This is a genomic window from Neobacillus sedimentimangrovi (genome assembly GCF_010614825.1).
GTDB lineage: Bacteria > Bacillota > Bacilli > Bacillales > Cytobacillaceae > Neobacillus > Neobacillus thermocopriae.
The window spans coordinates 26,136-47,047 of record NZ_JAAFZF010000008.1 but is presented as its reverse complement, the minus strand read 5'-3'; the positions used below and the strand labels follow the sequence as shown (position 1 = coordinate 47,047).

Annotated in this window: 16 protein-coding genes and 1 riboswitch; of the genes, 3 read left to right on the top strand and 13 right to left on the bottom strand. The window is 38.9% G+C overall.

What is annotated here, in order from left to right; genetic code table 11:
- Positions 1-10 precede the first annotated feature (10 nt).
- From GZA11_RS05005 to GZA11_RS04980, 6 genes are all read right to left on the bottom strand, one after another.
- Positions 11-892, bottom strand: a complete 882-nt coding sequence (locus tag GZA11_RS05005; protein WP_038537982.1) for a branched-chain amino acid ABC transporter permease — start codon at positions 890-892, stop codon at positions 11-13.
- A 212-nt stretch (positions 893-1,104) separates the two neighbouring features.
- Positions 1,105-2,286 carry an ABC transporter substrate-binding protein gene (locus GZA11_RS05000; protein WP_163183129.1) on the bottom strand — a complete coding sequence of 394 codons (1,182 nt, stop codon included), beginning with the start codon at positions 2,284-2,286 and terminating at the stop codon, positions 1,105-1,107.
- A 215-nt stretch (positions 2,287-2,501) separates the two neighbouring features.
- Positions 2,502-3,749: an MFS transporter gene (locus GZA11_RS04995; protein WP_051968230.1), complete on the bottom strand. Its 1,248-nt coding sequence runs from the start codon at positions 3,747-3,749 to the stop codon at positions 2,502-2,504.
- A gap of 786 nt (positions 3,750-4,535) precedes the next feature.
- Positions 4,536-6,392 (bottom strand): ABC transporter ATP-binding protein, encoded by a 1,857-nt coding sequence (locus tag GZA11_RS04990; protein ID WP_038537987.1) that lies wholly within the window; start codon positions 6,390-6,392, stop codon positions 4,536-4,538.
- On the bottom strand, positions 6,393-8,117 hold the full coding sequence (locus GZA11_RS04985; RefSeq protein ID WP_038537989.1) for an ABC transporter ATP-binding protein: 1,725 nt from the start codon (positions 8,115-8,117) through the stop codon (positions 6,393-6,395).
- Positions 8,118-8,348: 231 nt separating this feature from the next.
- Entirely contained in the window at positions 8,349-8,696 is a 348-nt protein-coding gene (locus GZA11_RS04980) for an ASCH domain-containing protein (protein ID WP_163183128.1), read from the bottom strand.
- Positions 8,697-8,935: 239 nt separating this feature from the next.
- On the opposite strand from GZA11_RS04980, the gene pepT reads away from it, so the two are divergent.
- Positions 8,936-10,168: a peptidase T gene (pepT, locus tag GZA11_RS04975; RefSeq protein WP_163183127.1), complete on the top strand. Its 1,233-nt coding sequence runs from the start codon at positions 8,936-8,938 to the stop codon at positions 10,166-10,168.
- Positions 10,169-10,512: 344 nt separating this feature from the next.
- On the opposite strand, the gene GZA11_RS04970 is transcribed toward pepT, so the two are convergent.
- Entirely contained in the window at positions 10,513-12,099 is a 1,587-nt protein-coding gene (locus GZA11_RS04970; RefSeq protein WP_163183126.1) for an FMN-binding glutamate synthase family protein, read from the bottom strand.
- 113 nt (positions 12,100-12,212) lie between these two features.
- Entirely contained in the window at positions 12,213-13,118 is a 906-nt protein-coding gene (locus GZA11_RS04965; protein ID WP_163183125.1) for a LysR family transcriptional regulator, read from the bottom strand.
- 173 nt (positions 13,119-13,291) lie between these two features.
- On the opposite strand from GZA11_RS04965, the gene gdhA reads away from it, so the two are divergent.
- Positions 13,292-14,674, top strand: coding sequence for an NADP-specific glutamate dehydrogenase (gene gdhA, locus GZA11_RS04960; protein WP_163183124.1), 1,383 nt, complete (start codon positions 13,292-13,294; stop codon positions 14,672-14,674).
- A 207-nt stretch (positions 14,675-14,881) separates the two neighbouring features.
- Positions 14,882-15,019: a DUF4023 domain-containing protein gene (locus GZA11_RS04955; protein ID WP_163183123.1), complete on the top strand. Its 138-nt coding sequence runs from the start codon at positions 14,882-14,884 to the stop codon at positions 15,017-15,019.
- 62 nt (positions 15,020-15,081) lie between these two features.
- Here GZA11_RS04955 and GZA11_RS04950 read toward each other — a convergent pair whose 3' ends face one another.
- From GZA11_RS04950 to queF, 5 genes are all read right to left on the bottom strand, one after another.
- Positions 15,082-15,672, bottom strand: coding sequence for a hypothetical protein (locus GZA11_RS04950; protein ID WP_163183122.1), 591 nt, complete (start codon positions 15,670-15,672; stop codon positions 15,082-15,084).
- A 16-nt stretch (positions 15,673-15,688) separates the two neighbouring features.
- The gene (locus GZA11_RS04945; protein WP_163183121.1) at positions 15,689-16,855 is read right to left on the bottom strand and encodes a ParM/StbA family protein; all 1,167 of its coding nucleotides are present in this window, start codon (positions 16,853-16,855) and stop codon (positions 15,689-15,691) included.
- 397 nt (positions 16,856-17,252) lie between these two features.
- Entirely contained in the window at positions 17,253-19,154 is a 1,902-nt protein-coding gene (locus tag GZA11_RS04940) for a L,D-transpeptidase family protein (protein ID WP_163183120.1), read from the bottom strand.
- Positions 19,155-19,388: 234 nt separating this feature from the next.
- Entirely contained in the window at positions 19,389-20,006 is a 618-nt protein-coding gene (locus tag GZA11_RS04935) for a queuosine precursor transporter (RefSeq protein ID WP_038538002.1), read from the bottom strand.
- A 15-nt stretch (positions 20,007-20,021) separates the two neighbouring features.
- Positions 20,022-20,522 (bottom strand): preQ(1) synthase, encoded by a 501-nt coding sequence (gene queF / locus GZA11_RS04930; protein ID WP_038538004.1) that lies wholly within the window; start codon positions 20,520-20,522, stop codon positions 20,022-20,024.
- A 124-nt stretch (positions 20,523-20,646) separates the two neighbouring features.
- A riboswitch (PreQ1 riboswitch) is annotated at positions 20,647-20,693 on the bottom strand.
- Between the last annotated feature and the right edge of the window lie 219 nt (positions 20,694-20,912).

Here is a 20,912-nt window from a genome sequence, read left to right as displayed (position 1 = left end):
AAGCCACCCCCTAGACTTTTTCCTTAACATTTTTGCCGAATAATCCGGATGGGCGGAAAATTAATATTAAAATCAACACGACGAAGGCGACCCCATCACGCCAGAGTGAGAAGCCTGCAGCACTTACAAGTGATTCAATAACCCCAAGTACTAATCCGCCGACCATCGCACCAGGGATAATGCCAATTCCACCCAAAACGGCCGCAACGAAAGCTTTAAGCCCTGGGATAATCCCCATCAATGGATCAATTTTTGTGTAATACATTCCAAAAACAACACCTGCAGCTCCAGCCAATGCTGATCCGATGGCAAAAGTTGCTGAAATAGTGTTATTTACATTAATCCCCATCAACTTAGCCGCATCCATATCATGAGACACTGCTCGCATCGCCTTACCAATTTTCGTCTTATGAACAATAAATTGTAACAGAATCATAAGAACAATAGATACAGCGAGAATCAACAAAGATTGTCCACTGATTTTAATGCCAAACACTTCAAAACTTTTTATGGAAACTACGTTATTAGGGTAGGCTTCCGGCTGTGCGCCGCGAACATATATCATGCCATATTCAATAAATAACGAAACTCCAATCGCTGTTATCAATGCTGCAATTCTTGTTGCATTCCTTAACGGCTTGTACGCAATCCGTTCAATTAATACGCCAAAAATTGCACATGTAGTCATGGCCAAAAGCAATGATGGGAGAAAACCCAAATCAAGAACAGTAATGGAATAAAAACCAATAAACGCACCGACCATGAACACATCTCCATGGGCAAAGTTTATTAATTTAACAATCCCGTAAACCATTGTGTACCCAAGGGCAATTAACGCATAAATACTGCCTAAGGAAACTCCATTTACTAGCTGTTGTATCAGTTGTTCCATGTCTGCCACTCCCTCCAATGGAGATAGGAAATTTTTCCTAATCCTTAAAAATTGGAATAGGGAACATTATATGCTCCCTATTCATTTTGATCGTTATAAAATTTGTTTGGTATATGTTGATTCCACTTAGCAATTTGCTTTTCGCAGACGGTACGGGAAACCTGCACCAATTCACCTCATACAACATAACCATCAAAATTCATAGCTTTCAATTAAGGGTTAATCTTTGTCTTAAATGTTTGTTCGCCATTCTTGTATTCTAAGATAACAGCAGCTTTAATTGGATTGTGGTCCTTATCAAGCTTCATTTTTCCAGTTACAAGTTCAAGACCATCTGTTTCTGCAAGGGCTTTTTGAATTTTCTTTGGATCACTGCTGCCTGCACGCTTAATAGCATCAGCAAGGAAATAAGCAGAATCATAGCCTAAAGCATTAAATGCATCTGGAGATTTATCCTTGTATTTCGCTTTAAATGCTTTCACAAATTCTTGAACTTTTGGATCTGAGTCTCCGGATGAATAGTGGTTTGTAATGAACGTGTTGTTCAGAGCATCAGCACCAGCCAATTCTACTAGTTTTGGAGAATCCCAACCATCAGCACCCATCATTGGTACAGAAATACCTAGTTCACGTGCCTGTTTTATAATTAGACCCACTTCTTCATAGTAGCCTGGAATAAAGATGAATTCAGGACTTTTCGCTTTTATATTTGTTAATTGGGCACGGAAATCTGTATCCTTCGCTACATATGCTTCTTCAGAGACAATTTGTCCGCCCTCTTTTGTAAATAGCTCTTTGAAGGATTCAGCAAGACCCTTAGAGTAGTCACTTGAGCTGTCAATAAAGATAGCTGCAGTTTTTACTTTTAAATCATTAATCGCAAAATTCGCCGCTACTGTCCCTTGGAATGGATCGATGAAGCAAGTCCGGAAGATGAAATCATTTAATTTTCCATCTTTCACTGTAATATCTGCGGCTGTGCCAGTCGGAGTTACTAATGGAATATTGTTGCTTTGTGCAATTTCAATCTGTGCTTTTGTATTACCACTTGTTGCTGCACCAATTATAGCGACAACCTTGTCCTGGCTGACCAGCTTGGTTGCACCGCTAATCGCTTCTGGTGCTTCTGATTTATTGTCGACAGCTACAAGCTCCAATTTTTTACCATCTATGCCTTCTTTATTGATTTCCTCAAGAGCTAAATCAATTCCTTCCTTAATGGATTGTCCATAAGAAGCAACCCCTCCGGAAAGTTCAAGGTTAGCACCAATTTTTATGGTATCCCCTTTTTCTCCACCACCGCTTGTCCCGGCTGCACCTCCGCAGCCTGTCAATACACCTGCCGCCATCATAAATGACGCAAAAATACTGGCTAATTTTTTCTTTCTACTCATAGCATGACCCCCTGTTTTTAAATTTTCCCAACAATTGTGTTACTCTTCCTAATAAAGATAATATTCTGAAAATATTGTACAAAATAACCTCTCATTCGTCTAGTACCATTTTCTATTATTTTAAAATAATTTAGAAAATATTTTTTTTATAATAAATTAACGGAATAAATGAAAAAGAGATCCCTGAAAATCGGAATCTCCTTGTCCAAAATGTTTTATGCTAATTCTTGTCTTTTCGTTTCTTTTCCCAATAGGAAAACGGCTAATGCCCCGATTAAAATCGAAACACAAAAAATAGTGAAAATAACCGGTACAGAAACTTTCTCCGCTACAAGATAACCAACCAACAATGGGCCAAGCACACCACCTAGTCTTCCGAATGAAGCCGCCATCCCTGAACCAGTTCCTCGAATTATGGTTGGATATTGCTCAGGAGTGTATGCGTAAAGTCCACCCCATGCACCTAAATTAAAGAAGGATAAAAGAATCCCTGATGTCATTAAAAGTGTGGTTGACTCGGCAGTACCAAAGAAATAGGCACTTACAGCCGTACCAATTAAATAGACAACCAACACAAATTTCCTACCCATTTTTTCAATAAACCATGCAGCTGTAAAATAACCCGGCAATTGGGCAAGTGTCATCACTAAAACATACTCAAAGCTCTTAATTAAGCTAAATCCCTTCATAACCATTACACTAGGCAGCCAGAGAAACATCCCATAATAGGAAAAAACGACACAAAACCAAACAATCCATAACATGGCCGTTTGCCGCCCATATTCTTTCGACCAAAGCTTTGTAAGATTTTGAAATATGGTTAACTTTTCTTTGTCTTTAACGGCAGCAAAACGCGGTGAATCTGGTAGTCCTATTCTTAAATACAATGCATACAAAGCAGGGAGAGCGCTAATCAGCAAAGCAGTTTGCCAGCCCCACTCTGGAATCACGAAATAAGAAATAATGGCTGCTATTAGCCATCCTGCTGCCCAAAAGCTTTCTAATAAAACAACTATTTGTCCTCGCTTTTCTACTGGGACACTTTCAGAAACAAGTGTTGAAGCGACTGGCAACTCTCCTCCCAATCCCATTCCTATCAAGAATCTTAGCACTAAAAAGGCTGTTAAAGTTGTTGTGAATGCAGATGCACCACTTCCCAAGGAAAACAATAATAAGGTAATAATAAATACATTTTTTCGACCAATTCTATCCGCAGCAAAACCAAAAACAAGAGCACCGACAGCCATCCCAATTGAATTAATGCTACCAATCCAGCCCATCTGTCCTGGTGTTAAACCCCATTCCACACTTAATGCAGCAATAATAAAAGACAGCATTCCTACATCCATTGCATCAAACATCCAGCCCATACCTGCAATACCAAGTAATTTACGACTGGACACCTCTTTTCCTCCTGAACGGCCTTGCCATTTCCCATTCAAAATACCTTTGACGTTTTCCATATTGACTCCCTTCTATTACAGAGATATTTACATTATTCCCCAAACTATTTATATTAGAATTACTTTAATCAAATTGTATTTTAACACGTGTCTTTACATATGTCATTAACAGAAAAGCGAAAGCGCCCTGGTCAGCGTCGTATGACCTCCTCCCAAAAGCTATCGCTTTCGGTCGTGCGATGTGGATGCTGCCGAAGCCTTCCTTGTGGAACTCTCCAACTGAGATATAGGAAACACGAGGAGCCGTAAGGCGAAGCGATGTTGACTTATCGTAGGGGCGGAGAGTGAAAGGCACTAGACGCTAGGGCGCTGAAGCTAGACAATTATCGAAGTCATATATCCTTTCACTTATCAGAAAAGCGAAAGCGCCCTGCTTAACGGCGTATGACCTCCTCCCAAAAGCTATCGCTTTCGGTCGTGCGATGTGGATGCTGCCGAAGCGTTCCCTGTGGTGGCCTCCAATTGAGATAAAGGAAACACAAGGAACCGTGAGGCGATTTGATGTTGACTTATCGTAGGGCAGAGAGTGAAAGACAATAGGGATTGTGGGAGTAGGGAGAAGAGCGTAGGCGTTACAACGCTAGGATGATGACACTAGACTATTCTTTTAATCTAAAAAGGGGCTGTCCGGAAAGTGGTATTTCAGCCGAAATCTTTATAAAAGCAAAACCCAAGAATGCTGTTAAATCAACATTCTTGGGTTTTTAATTTGGGTTCATTTTTCTCTTAATTGGACTTTTTAGACAGCCCCTTCATTTATTTTGCTTCATTGTTTTTTCATATTTTTTAACTTTTACCAACAGCTATTTGAACTTGACTAGAGTACATTTGATAATATTTTCCCTTTTTCTCCATCAGTTGCTTATGGGATCCTGCCTCAATAATTTCCCCTTTATCAATTACTATAATTAGATCAGCATGTCGAATGGTATTCAGCCTATGAGCAATAATAAAACTCGTTCGATCTTTCATTAAAGACGAAAATGCCTTTTGAATATGAAGTTCTGTTCTTGTATCTATGTTGCTTGTTGCTTCATCTAAAATTAACAGTGACGGCTTAGCTAAAATCACTCTGGCAATAGCCAGCAGCTGACGTTCACCTTGACTCAAATTCCCTCCATTTTCAGAAAGAAGTGTGTCATACTTTCGTGGTAATCGTCTGATAAAAGCATCTGCTCCTGCCAACTGTGCCGCCTTCACCACCTCATCATCCGTCGCATCGGCCTTGCCGTACCTAATGTTTTCCTTGATCGTACCTGAAAACAAATACGTATCTTGTAGTACAAAACCAAAGCTGCGCCTTAAACTGTCCCTCGTATACTCACGGATATTCCGTCCATCTAAGAGGATTTTTCCGTCAGTTACATCATAAAATCGGGTCAAGAGATTAACGATCGTTGTTTTTCCTGCACCCGTGGGCCCGACTAAGGCAATGCTGCTACCAACCTTGGCTTCAAAGTTAATATTTTTTAAAATTGGAACATCAGGACGGTAACCAAAGCTGACATTTTCGAACACGACGTGGCCCTTAGGGTCAGTTAACGGCACCGCATGTGGTAAATCAGCCGGCTCCTCCTGTTCATCCATAATTTCAAACACGCGTTCTGCACCGGCTACACCAGACTGGAGTATATTGAAGATATTAGCAAGGTCATTTAGCGGCCGGACAAATTGTCTAGAATAGGTGATAAAACTGGCAATAGCTCCAACAGTTACATGACCCTTTATAGCCAAGGTACCTCCGACGATCGCGACAACCGCAAAGCCAAAGTTATTAATTACGTTCATGATTGGCATCAAAAAACCAGACCAAATCTGTGCCTTAAGGCTAACCTCACGAAGATTATTATTCACTTCATTAAATTCCTGGATAACTTTTTCCTCATGATTAAAGGCTTTCACTACCTCAATACCTGCAATCGTCTCTTCAATATGTCCGTTTAGTTTCCCAAGTTGTATTAGCTGATTTTTAAATAATATTTTCGTGCGTTTGGCAATTGTCCTTGTTAGTAAAAACACTAACGGAACTGTGATCAGACTTGCCAGTGTCAATAGGGGACTAAGAATCACCATCATGATCAGAGAACCACCGATAACGATGACCCCAGACATGAATTGGGTAGTAGATTGAGAAATCGTACTACTAATATTATCCACATCATTGGAAAGACGGCTCATCATTTCCCCGTGTGTGCGTGAATCAAAAAAGGAAACCGGCAGCTTCTGTAGTTTTTTAAATAGTGCTTCCCTCAAGTTTTTTACAATTCGCTGAGCAACACCTGCCATCAACCAGCCTTGGAAAAAGTTGAGAGAGGCATTAGCAATATAAGCGCTTGTCAAGATAATCAGCATGATTTCAAGGAAGTCAAAATCAACACTTTCATTGTTTGCCGTCATCGCATCAATCGCTTTTCCCATAAGAAACGGATTCATCAACATCAAGATGGAATCTACTAAGATAAATACAAAAATAAGCGTGAGAATTTTTTTCTCTTTACCAATATAACCCCAGAGTCGCTTCAACGTTCCTTGAAAGTTTTTCGGTTTGATAACTTGCCCTCGGAAGTGGGCACCTCCGCCCGGTCTTAGAGATAGTGGTCCTGGAGGGTTATTCTTCCCCTGCAATTGTTTCTCGTTAGCCATTTACACCACCTCCGTGCCCATTTGCGAGCGGTAAATTTCTTGGTATACAACACAATTCTTAATTAATTCCTGGTGGGTTCCAATTCCCACCACTTCACCTTGGTCAAGGACAATGATTTTATGTGCATCCATAATAGAGGAAATCTTTTGGGCAACCAAGATGGTGGTTAACCCTTCGGTATATTTTTTTAAAGCTGCCTTCATTTTTGCTTCTGTTGCCGCATCAAGTGCACTTGTACTATCATCCAAAATCAAAATTTCTGGTTTTTTTACCAATGCTCTGGCAATGGAAAGCCTCTGCTTTTGACCGCCGGAAAAATTAACCCCGCCTTGGCCGATTCTAGTGTCATATCCTTCCGGGGATGCGGTAATAAAATCGTGAGCACATGCAATTTGTGCGGCGGTTTCGATTTCTTCCTGAGTGGCATCCTCTTTTCCCCAACGAATGTTTTCAGCTATCGTCCCTGTAAACAATACATTTCGCTGTGGAACAAAAGCGATTTTTTTCCTTAGTTCTTTTGGATCCATCTCATAAATGTTTTCCCCGTTAACTCTAATTGACCCGCTCGTGACATCATAAAATCGGGGAATTAGACTAACCAACGTGCTTTTCCCGGAACCAGTGGAGCCAATGAGGCCAACGGTTTCCCCGGGAAGAATGGTCAGATTAATATTTTTTAAGACAGGTTCACTATTTTCAGGATTATAGGAAAACGAAACATTTTCAAAGTCAATTCTTCCTTTTTCGGCCTGTGATAAAACTTGATTTTGCCACGTCAGATCATTCTCCTCGGTAAACACTTCACCAATTCTGGCAGCTGAAGCTTTTGCTCTGACAAACATAGAAAATACCATTGATATCATCATCAAAGAAAATAAGATTTGTGTCATATAGTTAATAAAAGCTATGATATGACCTACTTGTATTTCTCCTGTATTCACTCCTAGGCCGCCTAGCCATAGAACAACAACAATCCCAAGATTGACAGTCAGCATAATTGCAGGGCTAAAAACAGACATAAGACGGTTTGCAGCAATAGATTGTTTTTTAAAATGTTCATTTTCGCTTGCAAATTTAGCTTCTTCAAACTCAAATCGGTTAAAGGCCTTTACTACACGCACCCCAGACAAATACTCCCGCAACACGCTGTTGACTCGATCCAAGGCATTCTGAACCTTAGAAAAAAGAGGGAATCCAAGTTTCATATTAAAGAAGATTAATAAGGCAACGATAGGGACAACAACCGCGAGGACAATAGAAAGGTGGAGATTTAAACGTGTTGCCATAATCAAACCGCCGATGGCTAAAAGCGGAGCCTTCACAAAAATCCTCATTAGGCCGTTGACAAAGATTTGCACCTGGGTTACATCGTTTGTCAACCTAGTTATTAAAGACGCACGGTCAAACTTATTAATATTTTTAAAGCTAAGAGTTTGAATTTTTTTGAAAAGATCATACCTTAACTCTGCACCAAAATTTTGTGAGACAATACTAGCTAATATACTTCGAGTAGAAGCGGCAAGAGCACCAAAGGCGGTAATCAAAAGCATTAGTCCGCCCATTTTCATGACATATCCTATATCTCTTTTTGCAACACCTTCGTCAATAATGATCGCCATAATCGTTGGTTGCAATAAATCGCATATTGTTTCTATGGTAAGAAACAAAACCGCAATGCTAAATGCCTTACCGTACTTTTTTGTGTATGTTGATAAAAATTTCATATGCCTCCACTCCAGACCGCCATTCATTCTATAATGCTATTATAATTTCGATTTCCTAAATAAAACAATGAATTAGTTTTGGGTGAGAGATATCTCAAGATAGGCAATATTCTTAGGTACGCATACTATTTTTGCAGATGGAGGCGTGTTACTTGAGGGTAGACTCGTTTTACTCTAAGACAGGGCATACAATAAAAACCGGTCCGTCTTTAAATAGGACCGGTTTTACAATTATTTTTCCTCTAGCGGACGAAACTCATGAACCCAAACCCGCATTTGCGGTAGCCATGGCATTCCGGGATGTAAGGATAGAATCGATTGTTTATATTCTTCTAATGATTGGTAGCCTTCACTGCGGGCATCTTCATCGGTCAATTCGCCCAAGCTTTGAGGGTAAACCTTTTCAACCACGAATTTACGACCTTCAAGTGTCATGATTTCACCAAGGTCAGCATACCTTCCATTGCGGCGTGTTGCTGTTTTTTTACCAGATAATACCTTTTTAATATCCTCTTCCAACGTTATCAAACGATCAATCGTACATGTTTTTGGGGGTAAAGAATGATTTTCATGTGTCATTAGTTTTTCCTCCTTCCAATATCAGTTATTTATATTATCATTAATAAACATAAAATAAAAATAACCTGAAATAGACCGTACATTTCACCAGTTAATAGTTTTTAACCCCACGTAACATACAGTAAACCCTTTCACCAATCTTGTAGAAAACCCTTTCACTATCCTAAAAAGTGTAACCGCTCTCCTAAAGTGATATGATATTTATGTAATTATTAACAATAAGGGGAGTGCAGTGATTAATGAAAAACGAACTGATTGAACGATTTACTTCCTATGTCAAGATTGACACGCAGTCGGATGAGAGCAGTGATACTTGTCCTTCTACAGAGGGACAGTGGGAACTCTTACGCATGTTGGTCGAAGAGTTAAAAGAAATAGGCATGGAAGAGGTAACCATTGACGAAAATGGTTATGTCATGGCAACCTTGCCTTCTAACACCGATAAAGAGGTACCGACGATTGGATTCTTGGCCCATGTAGACACGGCCACCGATTTTACTGGCAAAAATGTCAACCCACAAATCATCGAAAACTATGATGGCGGCGATATTACTTTAAACGAAGCGCTCAATGTGGTTATGTCTACTAAAGACTTTCCAAATCTTGCCAACTATAAAGGCCATACATTAATTACCACAGACGGCACTACCCTTCTTGGGGCAGATAATAAAGCAGGCATAACCGAAATTATGACCGCTATGGCTTATCTCATCCAACATCCAGAAATTAAACATGGTAAGGTGCGCGTTGCGTTTACACCTGATGAAGAAATCGGACGAGGCCCTCATAAGTTTGACGTTACGGCGTTTAACGCCAAATATGCCTACACAGTTGACGGTGGTCCGCTTGGAGAGTTGGAATATGAAAGCTTCAATGCAGCAGCGGCAAAGATCACAATCAAAGGGAACAACATTCACCCTGGATCAGCAAAAGATAAAATGGTCAACTCTATGAAAATTGCTATGGAATTACATAACCAACTTCCTGCACAAGAGGCTCCTGAACACACCGAAGGATATGAGGGATTTTATCATCTGATTTCTTTTAACGGTGAGGTCGAACAAACGCAGCTTTATTACATTATTCGCGACCACGACCGAGAAAAATTTAATCAGCGAAAAGCAACGATAGAATCCATCGTCCAATCCTTAAATGAAAAATATGGAAACGAAACCATCCAACTCGAACTGAAAGACCAATATTACAATATGCGTGAAAAAATTGAGCCAGTGTTTGAGATTGTTGAAATTGCCAAACAGGCGATGGAGAGCTTGGACATCAAGCCGGTTATTAAACCTATTCGTGGAGGTACTGACGGTTCGCAGTTGTCCTTTATGGGTCTTCCGACACCGAACATCTTTACAGGCGGAGAAAATTTCCACGGTAAATACGAATTTATTTCCGTTGATAATATGATCAAAGCTACCAAAACCATCATTGAAATTACAAAACTTTTTGAGCAAAAAGCCTAAACATACTAAAAAAAGAGCTCGACGAAGCAAAAGTGTTCGACTCACAATACATTGATCCAATTAAGAATCAAGAAGATCAGACTCTATTAGGCTAATAAAGGTCCTTGGCACACTTCCTTGATACCATCTTATCGGACTGGTATATCAAGCTGTACCTTGGACCTTTTTTATCTTCAGCCTATAAAACCGAACCAATCAACAAAATCATCCAGACCAAAAAAATAGCAGGGGATATGGGTGGTTCTGACAGAAAGAACCTTTCAACCCTGTATTAAGGATTTCAATATGAGTATATTTCTTGTTTCCCCAGATCCGTTTTTATCGCAGTACCATCATTCTACAACTTAATCTTCTTGTATGTTCTCTTTAGAAAAGGGGAGCGGAAAGATTTCGGACAACCTTTTCACCTGTCCATCATTCCCCTTATAAACAATATGATCACGAGTAAATTTTCGAGGTGAATCTAGGCCGCAAGCAGCAGCTAAAGCAAATAGCCCTTGACGGACGGTGACAATATAATTCATGACACGCCATTTCTTTTCATCCGGAACAAGCGCCTCCTGCTGCTTCGGATCCGTTGTTGTCACCCCGGCTGGACATTTACCAGTATGACACTGCATGGCCATAATACAACCATTGGCAATCATAAAGCCCCGTGCGGAATTAACCGCATCCGCGCCTATCGCCAAGGCTATCGCAATTTTATCAGCCGAAATCAGCTTGCCAGATGCAAAAATTTTTATTCGATCCCGAACATCATATTGGTGGACTTTATCTACAACCGCAACAAGAGCTGAATACAAGGGCAAACCCATCGTATCAGCCATCGCCTTATACGTGGCCCCCGATCCGCCTTCACTCCCATCCACCGTAATGAAATCAGGATAAATTTTCAGCTGTTTCATTGTTTCGAAAAGCACATCTAAATTTAATGAGTGGCCAACGACTATTTTGATTCCGACCGGTTTTCCACCTACCTCCTGCAATTGCTTAATAAATTTTAAGGCCTCATTCGAATTACGTAAAAACGAGAATCGGTTTGGAGAGATAATCGTTTCTCCCTCTTTTACCTTGCGAATCTTTGCCACCTTTGCTGTTACTTTTTCCCCTTCAAGATGTCCCCCTCGGATTTTGGCCCCTTGGCCAAATTTCAGCTCAAATGCTTTGATTAATGGGTGCTCCGCAGCTTTTTTAAATTCATTGATTGAAAAATTCCCTTTCTGATCACGAAAACCAAATAAACCAGGGCCGATTTGAGCTATGACATCAGCTCCTCCTGCCAAATGTTCCGGCGCAATTCCACCTTCACCCGTATTAATCCAAGAACCACCAGCCATTTGGCATCCATATCCAGTAGAAAGAATATAATTTTCACCAACAGAGCCGTAAGAGGTCGCCGATACGCCAAATGGTCCGTAAAGTTTCCATGGTTTTTGGCGTTCCGGACCAACAACAATCGCATCATCTTCCGAATAAAGCCAGCGCGAAGTTTTGTCTTTAACAAGATGTTCACGGCGGAAAAATAACCCCTCATGATCTATTTTATATTTCATCCCTTGAACTTCTTCTTGATGGCCCACCTGAAGTTCCTCTTTTAGCCGTGGAAACAAATCATTTGCGATATAATAACCAGGACCTTCAAAATCCCGCTTGGAACCAAAACTAATTAGATCACTTCTATATTTTGCTGAAAAGACAATCCCTAAATAGTCCGAACGTGAAAAGGGCCGGGATCCGTTATCATCGTCAAACCAGTACTGCCGGAGCTTTGGACCCAAATTCTCTAGTGCATAACGAATCCATCCGAAATACGGGTAGGAGCGAATAATGGAATGCTGAGGTTTTTTTGCCAAATTACGCAGCCAAAGGATAAGGTAAAGCGGTCCTCCAATAAAGACAATCAAAAGAATAGCAAGAATTGTCCATAACATCTAAAGCCCTCCTGCTCTCTTATTTGGCCATATGAAAGGATCTACCCTACCTTAAAACATATGTATGTGCTTCATGTTTCATTTCCAAAAACGATCGAGTTTTTCAATCCCTATTAATTCTGAAAGTGATCAAGCAAGCTAAAAAATTCACTCAAAAACTCATAAAATAGCATTTCAGTCGGTAGTAGTTTACGATCAGTCGGGATAATGACCCCAACAGTACGGGTTACACTTGGTTCAATTAGTGGGATTTTTACCGTTGAAGGAGGGACACTATCAATTAATGTAATTTCCGGAATCAGCGTAACACCTAGTCCTGCTGAAACTAACCCTTTGATCGCATCAATATCCTGTCCTTCAAAAGCCACATTCGGCTCAAAGCCAAGCTGGGAACAGGCCTTTACAATAATTTCCCGTAAAATAAAGTCTTGAGGGAACAAAATAAATGGATCATCCCTTAATTGGCTTAATTTCAAATGAGGGCTATTGGCCAAACGATGGTTATAAGGCAGTAGGGCCACAATTTTTTCTGTGAAAAGCGTTTTTCCTATTATTTTCTTTTCTTTTTTCGGTACAGGTCCAATCAGTGCGAGATTAAATTCTCCCTTCACGACACCATCAATAAGATAGGAATAGGAGCCCTGATTTAATTGGAATTTCGCTTCCGGATAGTGTTTGCGAAAGGCGGAGATGGTAGCTGGCAAAGTGTGAGCAGCTAGGCTGCTGGGAAATCCAATACGGACGACCCCTTTTTCAGGATCTAAGTATTCTTCAATCTCCCGCTTAGCATTTTCAATTATCTTTACCGCCTGCATCATATGTTCTAGAAACCTCTCTCCAATAGGAGTCAACTTAACATTTCTTCCTTCACGGAAAAACAGTCTTACACCCAGTTCTTCCTCTAGGTTAAAAATCTGCCTACTAACCGCTGATTGTGCTACATGCAATTCATGAGCTGCCTCTGTCACATGTTCTCTTTTTGCGACTTCAATAAAATATTTAATCTGTCTCAATTCCATAATAACCACTACTCCGCCTCTATTTTTCTATTAATCTAATTTTAGCATTAATCTTATCTATTATTTATATTGCTGAGATTAATTAATCATTATAAAATGTATAAATCGTAATAAAAGGAATATTCAGATATTTATTTGAAGGATCATTTATTTTTTCAAAAGGGGTGAATATCATGCCAACCATTGAGCATGTGGAACAATCAGAAACAAAAACAGCTGGAGAATATATAAATGAGGTGTTTGAAACGGTTCAAAACCGCAACCCAAATGAATACGAATTCCACCAGGCGGTTAAGGAAATTTTTGATTCTCTCATTCCAGTAATTGAAAAACATCCAATATATAGAAAACAAGGAATTCTAGAGAGAATCGTAGAACCGGAAAGATTAATTACGTTTCGTGTTCCATGGGTTGATGATACCGGAAAAGTTCAAGTAAACCGAGGCTTCCGAGTTCAGTACAACAGCGCCATTGGCCCTTACAAAGGCGGCCTTCGCTTCCATCCATCTGTTAATGCTAGCATTATTAAATTCCTTGGATTTGAGCAAATCTTCAAAAACTCCTTAACAGGCCTGCCAATTGGTGGAGGAAAAGGCGGATCTGATTTTGACCCTAAAGGGAAATCCGACGGCGAAATTATGCGCTTCTGTCAAAGTTTTATGAGTGAGCTTTACCACCATATTGGCCCTGATACTGATGTTCCAGCTGGAGATATTGGGGTTGGAGCGCGTGAAATTAGCTATATGTTCGGGATGTATAAAAAACTGCGCGGTCATTTTGAAGCTGGTGTATTAACTGGTAAAGGGGTTAATTATGGCGGAAGCTTAGCACGTAAAGAGGCTACTGGATATGGAACAGTTTATTTTGTTCAGGAAATGCTAAAGGATCAAGGACTTAATATCACAGGAAGCACAGTTATAGTTTCCGGATCCGGCAATGTTTCCATTTATGCTATGGAAAAAGCCCAACAACTCGGAGCTAAAGTTGTTGCCTGCAGTGATTCCAATGGATATGTATATGATGAACTTGGTATTAACCTTGAAACCGTCAAACAAATTAAAGAGGTTGAACGAAAGCGGATCAGCGAATACGTCAAGTACCATCCACATGCCCAATATTTCGAAGGATGCTCTGGTATCTGGTCAATACCATGTGATATTGCGTTTCCATGTGCAACGCAAAATGAGATTAATGAAACGGCTGCAAAAATGTTAGTTGCAAATGGTGTTAAGGCTGTAGCAGAAGGAGCAAACATGCCATCTTCACATGAAGCCATTAATGTATTTTTAAGCAATGGTGTACTGTTTGGCCCTGGTAAAGCAGCTAATGCCGGAGGAGTAGCCGTATCTGCCTTAGAAATGGCACAGAACAGCCAGAGATTATCTTGGAGTTTTGAAGAAGTAGATGCGAAGCTTCATCAAATCATGGTGAACATTTACCAAAACTGTGTCAAAGCTGCTAATGAATATGGTTTCCCAGGTAATTTAGTTGTTGGTGCTAATATCGCTGGCTTCACAAAAGTGGCTGATGCCATGATTGCTCAGGGAGTTATTTAAAAAGATAAGGGGCTGTCTAAAAAGTCCAATTAAGAGAAAAATGAACCCAAATTAAAAACCCAAGAATGTTGATTTAACAGCATTCTTGGGTTTTGCTTTTATAAAGATTTCGGCTGAAATACCACTTTCCGGACAGCCCCTTTGTTTGCATGTTTTTCAATTCTTTTGGATACATTAACCATTGTTCAAGCAATAAGGAGGGATAACATGGATCATAATCTTCAAAGCGGTAACACCCATGAATTTGTGGAAAAATTACAGGAAAGACAGAAAAAAGATCAGAAAAACAGGGAAAATCAAGGTAGTGATACACCAAGTAAAAAACTACCGAATAAAACCCATTAAAACGATGCTTTTCCCCACCCGAATTTCATAATTAGTCATTCAGGTGGGGAAAAAGGCCGCCACTATTGATTCATTTTTGCTAAGAAGCCACCCAACAAATCATCAATGTCCAGTTCTTTCTCTTCAATTTGATTTTCAATGGAGGAGTCTATCTGTGTCAAATTCTCCAAAGTCAACTCTTCTAAATCGTCTTCCATTTCCATTCCGCCAGTAAAATCTTGTTGAATATCAGTTTCCATATCGGCAGAAACAACCTGTTGACTTGCCATTGCCTCTTCCTGAAGGTATAGAGCCTCATCAATATCTACCGCATTGCTATTTAATGAGGCCAGCAGTGCTGTTGACCTTACAGGGTCAGAAATTAAATGATATAGGATACTTCCTAATAGTGCTTCTGAATGCTCATGCTTTAGCCAATCACGCTGTGCTTTCGTTAATCCTTTCGGAAGGGGAATGGTGATTGTCTCTTTTTCCCGCGAAAAAGATTGACTGACCCCTTGCAGGACAAACTCAGCAATCTTACTAGAAAAGTTCCTACGTTCGGTTTCTTTTATTTTTTGTAGCTGTTTTAATAGATAATCTGGTGTATCAGAGGGAAGGCGAAAAGAAATGGCCTGTCCACGTTTAATCTCCTTAGTGGCTGTCTTTTTCATAGACTCACACCTTTAATTAGCTTTTAACTGGAGCTTTATCTTTAACAGCATTTTGTTTTTCTGTTTTACGGATAAAATCCTTAATAAGCTTGTAATAGGCGTTAGCCATCATCCAAATGCTTTCCTTTTCATCCTCAAAGAAATCAATATTATAGCCATCTAGACTGTTGTTTATATTTTTAATATATTCCTTTAAAATGATTGAACCGCCGCCAACAAAATAGCAGATTTCCGTTTGCGAATTTTTAGCCCAAACATTTCTTAGAAGTCTGTATTGTTTCTTTGCCAAATCAAGTAGGATGCGGTCAGTGATATCATGGACACTTGTCCGGCTTCCTTTCACCATAATATGGTTGCGGTCATTTTTCTTTGTAATAATTTCGACGACATCACGACGACTATCAAGCTCCACGCCGTGTTTTTTCCGGATTTCTTCTCGTATTTGCTCAAGTGATTCTGAAACCCCAAGATTAAACCCTTGAGCTTTGTCATCATCAACATTGCGGTTTTTAATGACCGCGATATCCGTAGATAATCCTCCAATATCTTGAATTAAGATACGCTTGTCAATAAGGTCTTTATTAATAATTTTTAAGCTATTATCCATCACCAAGTTGATAAAAGCAGCAAATCCTTCTGGATAAACCTTCACTTCGTCGAATTTAATATTGACCTTCATTCCCTGATATTTTGGTGTGACGAGAAACTCAACCTGATGAACGGAACCAAGCAATTTTGAGCGATATCCTGCATCTTTTCCTTCTTTTACTTCACGAAGCGGTAGACCGGTTCCAAGTATGTAGCTAGCATCAATAACATTCTTATTCCGTGGAAAATCACTATTCACTGCATCTAGTGCCAGGGTGGCAAACAGCATAATTAATGTTTGGTCTTCCTCCGATTTACTACTGCCGGGATCTAATTCAGTTGCATTAATGCTTTTCGTTGCCAAATTCCCTACACGGTAAATCACATTGTTTTCTTTTAAGGAAGGGGAGTGGACTCTAATATGGATTCCATCCAACGGATCTTTACTGTCCAAATCTTCGATGCCGATTACAGGCCGATCTTCTGTGTCTCTTGCAATAATGTTTGGAATATTTAATTCACGTTCTAATTCACCGAAAATGGCCTTAACAGAGTCATTGCCTACGTCTACAGCAGCAATTCTAGACTTCGTCATCAACATCATTCCTTTTCACTTAATAGATTGAAAACTTTCTTTACTATTAAGCGTATAGAAGATGCATTGATACTTCAATGTCACAAGCTAAAAAGAAATATAAGTGTAATAAAGTATACCAATTTGTAAACATTGGAAAATAAGTAAACATTTACGTAAACATTAATTACAAATATGTATACATCGCTCTATTAAAGAATGTGTACGTATTTGTATATGTGTAAACATCTTTGTAAACAAATTGTCTACAATTGGTATACATGTTTACAAAGATGTTTACATACGGGTAATGTAACAAATTTTACAAAAAAGGATTTTATTAAAGGTATCTATAAAAAAAGAAGGCACCCAAGAAGGGCACCTTCTATTTCATTTTCTAAGTGGTGTCAGACACCATCTACTTCATTACTTTCCAAAATTCATCAGCAATGACTTGATATCCGGATTTACTTAGATGAATATTGTCTGGATTTGGAATATATTTCTTAAAGTCACTAGCAATGACAGTATCAGTTGCTACAAATGTATCGCCATTTTCAATAGCTTGTTTTTTAATTTCATCGTTTAATGCCTTTATCAACGGTAATAACTGTTTCTGAAGTTCTTCAGGATAATATGGGAACGCATTGTAGTATCCCATTACATACACATTTACATTTGGATTTAGCTTATCAATTGTGCCAAGAATTGAATCAATGTTCTTAGAGACATCACCAATTGCCTGCATTACTTCAGTAGGATTTAAAGCTTCATCTGGATTATCTGGCAGTAATGGGAGTAAATCATTCGCACCGATATCAATTGTAATATGTGTCGCTTCAGCTATTAATTTTTGAATTTCCTTATTATTTTGCACATCCGCTTTTAATTGAATAGATGTATATCCAGGAACACCTAAATTTTTATATCCAATTGAGTCTTTGCCAAAATTATCAGCAATATAATCTGGATATCCTAAATCATCTTTATTTTCTGGAGTAATTCCTGCAGCTAATGAGTCACCTAACGCTACGTATTGGATCCTAGCTCCATCCTTACCTACTTTATAGCCGTCAACTATTGTATTAACAGCCAAAGCACCACTGTTCTGGAAGTAATACCATTTATTTTCGATATTCAACCATCCCGTTACCATTGCTCCACTATTGTCTAAGTAGTATTTCTGGCCTGATTCATTGAGCCAGCCAATTCTCATGGCTCCATTTTTATCAAGATAATACCACTTCTTCTTATCCAAGAGCCATCCGGTTTTCATGACACCATTATTATTATAGTAATACCATTTATTCTCGTATTTTAACCAGCCAGTTACCATTGCTCCATTATTGTCCAAGTAGTACTTCTTACCTGATTCATTCAGCCAGCCAATTTTCATAGCTCCACTTTTATCAAGATAATACCACTTCTTCTTATCTAAGAGCCATCCGGTTTTCATGGCGCCGTTATTTTTGAGGTAATACCATGTTCCTTTATCCTTTAACCAACCAGTTTTCATGGCACCGTTATTATTAAGGTAATACCAAGCTCCACCATTGTATAACCAGCCAGTCTTCATGGCACCGGATTGATCAAGGTAATACCAAGTACCCCGGTCTAATAACCATCCAGTCCTCATTGCCCCAGATTGTTGTAAATAATACCATTTGTTATTGACTAAGACCCATCCAGTCTTCATCACACCATTTTTATCTAAGTAATACCATTGGCCCCCATGTTTTAGCCATCCGGTTTTAGGCACACCTTTTTCATAATAATACCAATTGCCGTTAACTTTTACCCAACCATTTGATTCAACCAAATACCCTTTTTCCTTTGCTATCACATCAAAACTATTGCTGGAATAAGTAATAATGACTGGGGTATATAATTTTACCCGATCAAAAAGCCAACGGACTTCATCATTATGCATGCGTACACAGCCAGAGCTAACATACTTGCCGATAGAGCTTTCATTATTATTCCCATGTATGGCGTAGGTTGTACCATATGTCCCTCTAGCCTCTAATCCAAGCCAACGGTTTCCTAACGGATTACGCGGATCTCCCCCTGGAATACCACCCGTATAATACGGACGATTCACAATCTTATTAACAATCCTAAAGGTCCCTTCAGGTGTTAAATCCCTTGTACGTCCTGTTGCTACACTAAATGTGCGAACTAGCTTTCCAGAATCATAGAATGCAAGAGTGTTTGTCTTTTTATTAATAATAATTAATTGTGAACTCGCTGCATCTACTTTTGGTATATAACTCAAAAACATACACAGTAATAAAACAAAAATGACCGTAAATTTTCTCATATTTCCTCCCCCGGTTATATATTTCTATTAAAATACCATGAATAAATTAAATAGTTTGTCATAATTTGGTGAAGAATTTGTAATATGTATAATATTTTTATGGTTAAATATTACTATAAAATTTTAGAGACTAAAAGATTATTTGTCCAAAATTTTCCCGATTTTATTAAATAATGTTAAATCCAAGCCAAAAACCCCTTGGTCATAGACCAAGGGGTTAAAAAAATTATTGACCTAAAGTATTTTTGCTTCATGTTTCCTAGCAATCCCTACCAGGAAATAGACAATAGGAGTCGTACAAATAGCTGCTAAAAATTTAAAAATATATTGAGTAATGATTAAAGTGCCTAGTACTTCTAGCGGTATTGTTCCATAAAAAGCAATCACAATAAAAACGGTTGTATCAATTAATTGGCTTAGCATGGTGGAGGCATTATTTCGTAACCATAGTTTCTTTTGCCCATGTCTGCTTTTTAATAGATTAAAGACAAATACATCCAAGTGTTGACTGACAGTGTAAGAAATTAAGCTGGCAAGTACCACCCGAAAACTTCCATTTAAAATCGTCTCAAAAGACTCCTGATCTTTAAATACTGGAGCTTCAGGCAAATGGATCGTAATTGTTATAAAGACTAAAGCAAGGATTTGTGTCACTAATCCTGAATGAACCGTCCTTTGGGCATCTTTTTTTCCATAAACCTCCGTAATGACGTCAATAATAGGGTAGGTAAAAATATAGATAATCACCGCTGCGGGCAATATTACCCAAGTTCCAATATGGAAAAGCTTTACTGCCGTGATATTGGCCAAAATCAATAATCCTGTAAATATACCATTTAAATAAAATAGCATATCTTTAACTCTTTCCTATCGATTATCCACTTTTTCAGGATAAAGATCATGGTTCATTAAACGATATTGGGCCATCTCTTCGTACTTTGTACCCGGTTTACCATAGTTACACCATGGATCAATTGAAATCCCACCACGAGGGGTAAATTTGCCCCAAACCTCAATATATTTTGGATCAAGGAGCTTAATTAAATCATTCATGATAATATTGACACAATCCTCATGAAAATCCCCATGGTTTCTAAAACTGAACAGATATAATTTCAAAGATTTGCTTTCCACCAGTTTTTTATCAGGGATATAAGAAATATAAATAGTGGCAAAATCCGGCTGACGTGTCAGCGGGCAAAGGCTGGTGAATTCAGGACAGTTAAATTTCACGAAAAAATCCCGATTTGGATGAAGATTCTCAACTGCTTCCAGCACATCTGGGGAGTATTCAAATAAGTATTTTGTCCCTTGATTCCCAAGCAATGTTAAATCCTTTAATCCTTCTTCATAAGTTCTTCCAGACATAAAAAAACCTCCTGTAAAATGTGTAATCCACTTTCACAGGAGAGGTTCGTTTCCGCTTCTCATTCAAACTAAACGGACAAAAACATAAAAAGCCACATCCATTATGGACATGGCCAGTTGTCATGAATCCATAGTTTTTTATAGAGGGTATCAGCTATGAACCTCTCCCGTTTCAGTTACGGGTATTCTTTTTTTCCTAATTATACTATAGTGATCCCCTTTATCTGTGTCAATGTAAAAAAATGTTAACCACCAATAGACCTGCATATAATGGAACTAACGCATACCAAGATGAAATTTGGGGACATACTATCCTTTTTTTCGTGCAAATATCCATACCTCCTTATCTCCTGCTGCATATTGTATCGTATTACGGATTGGAACATGTTC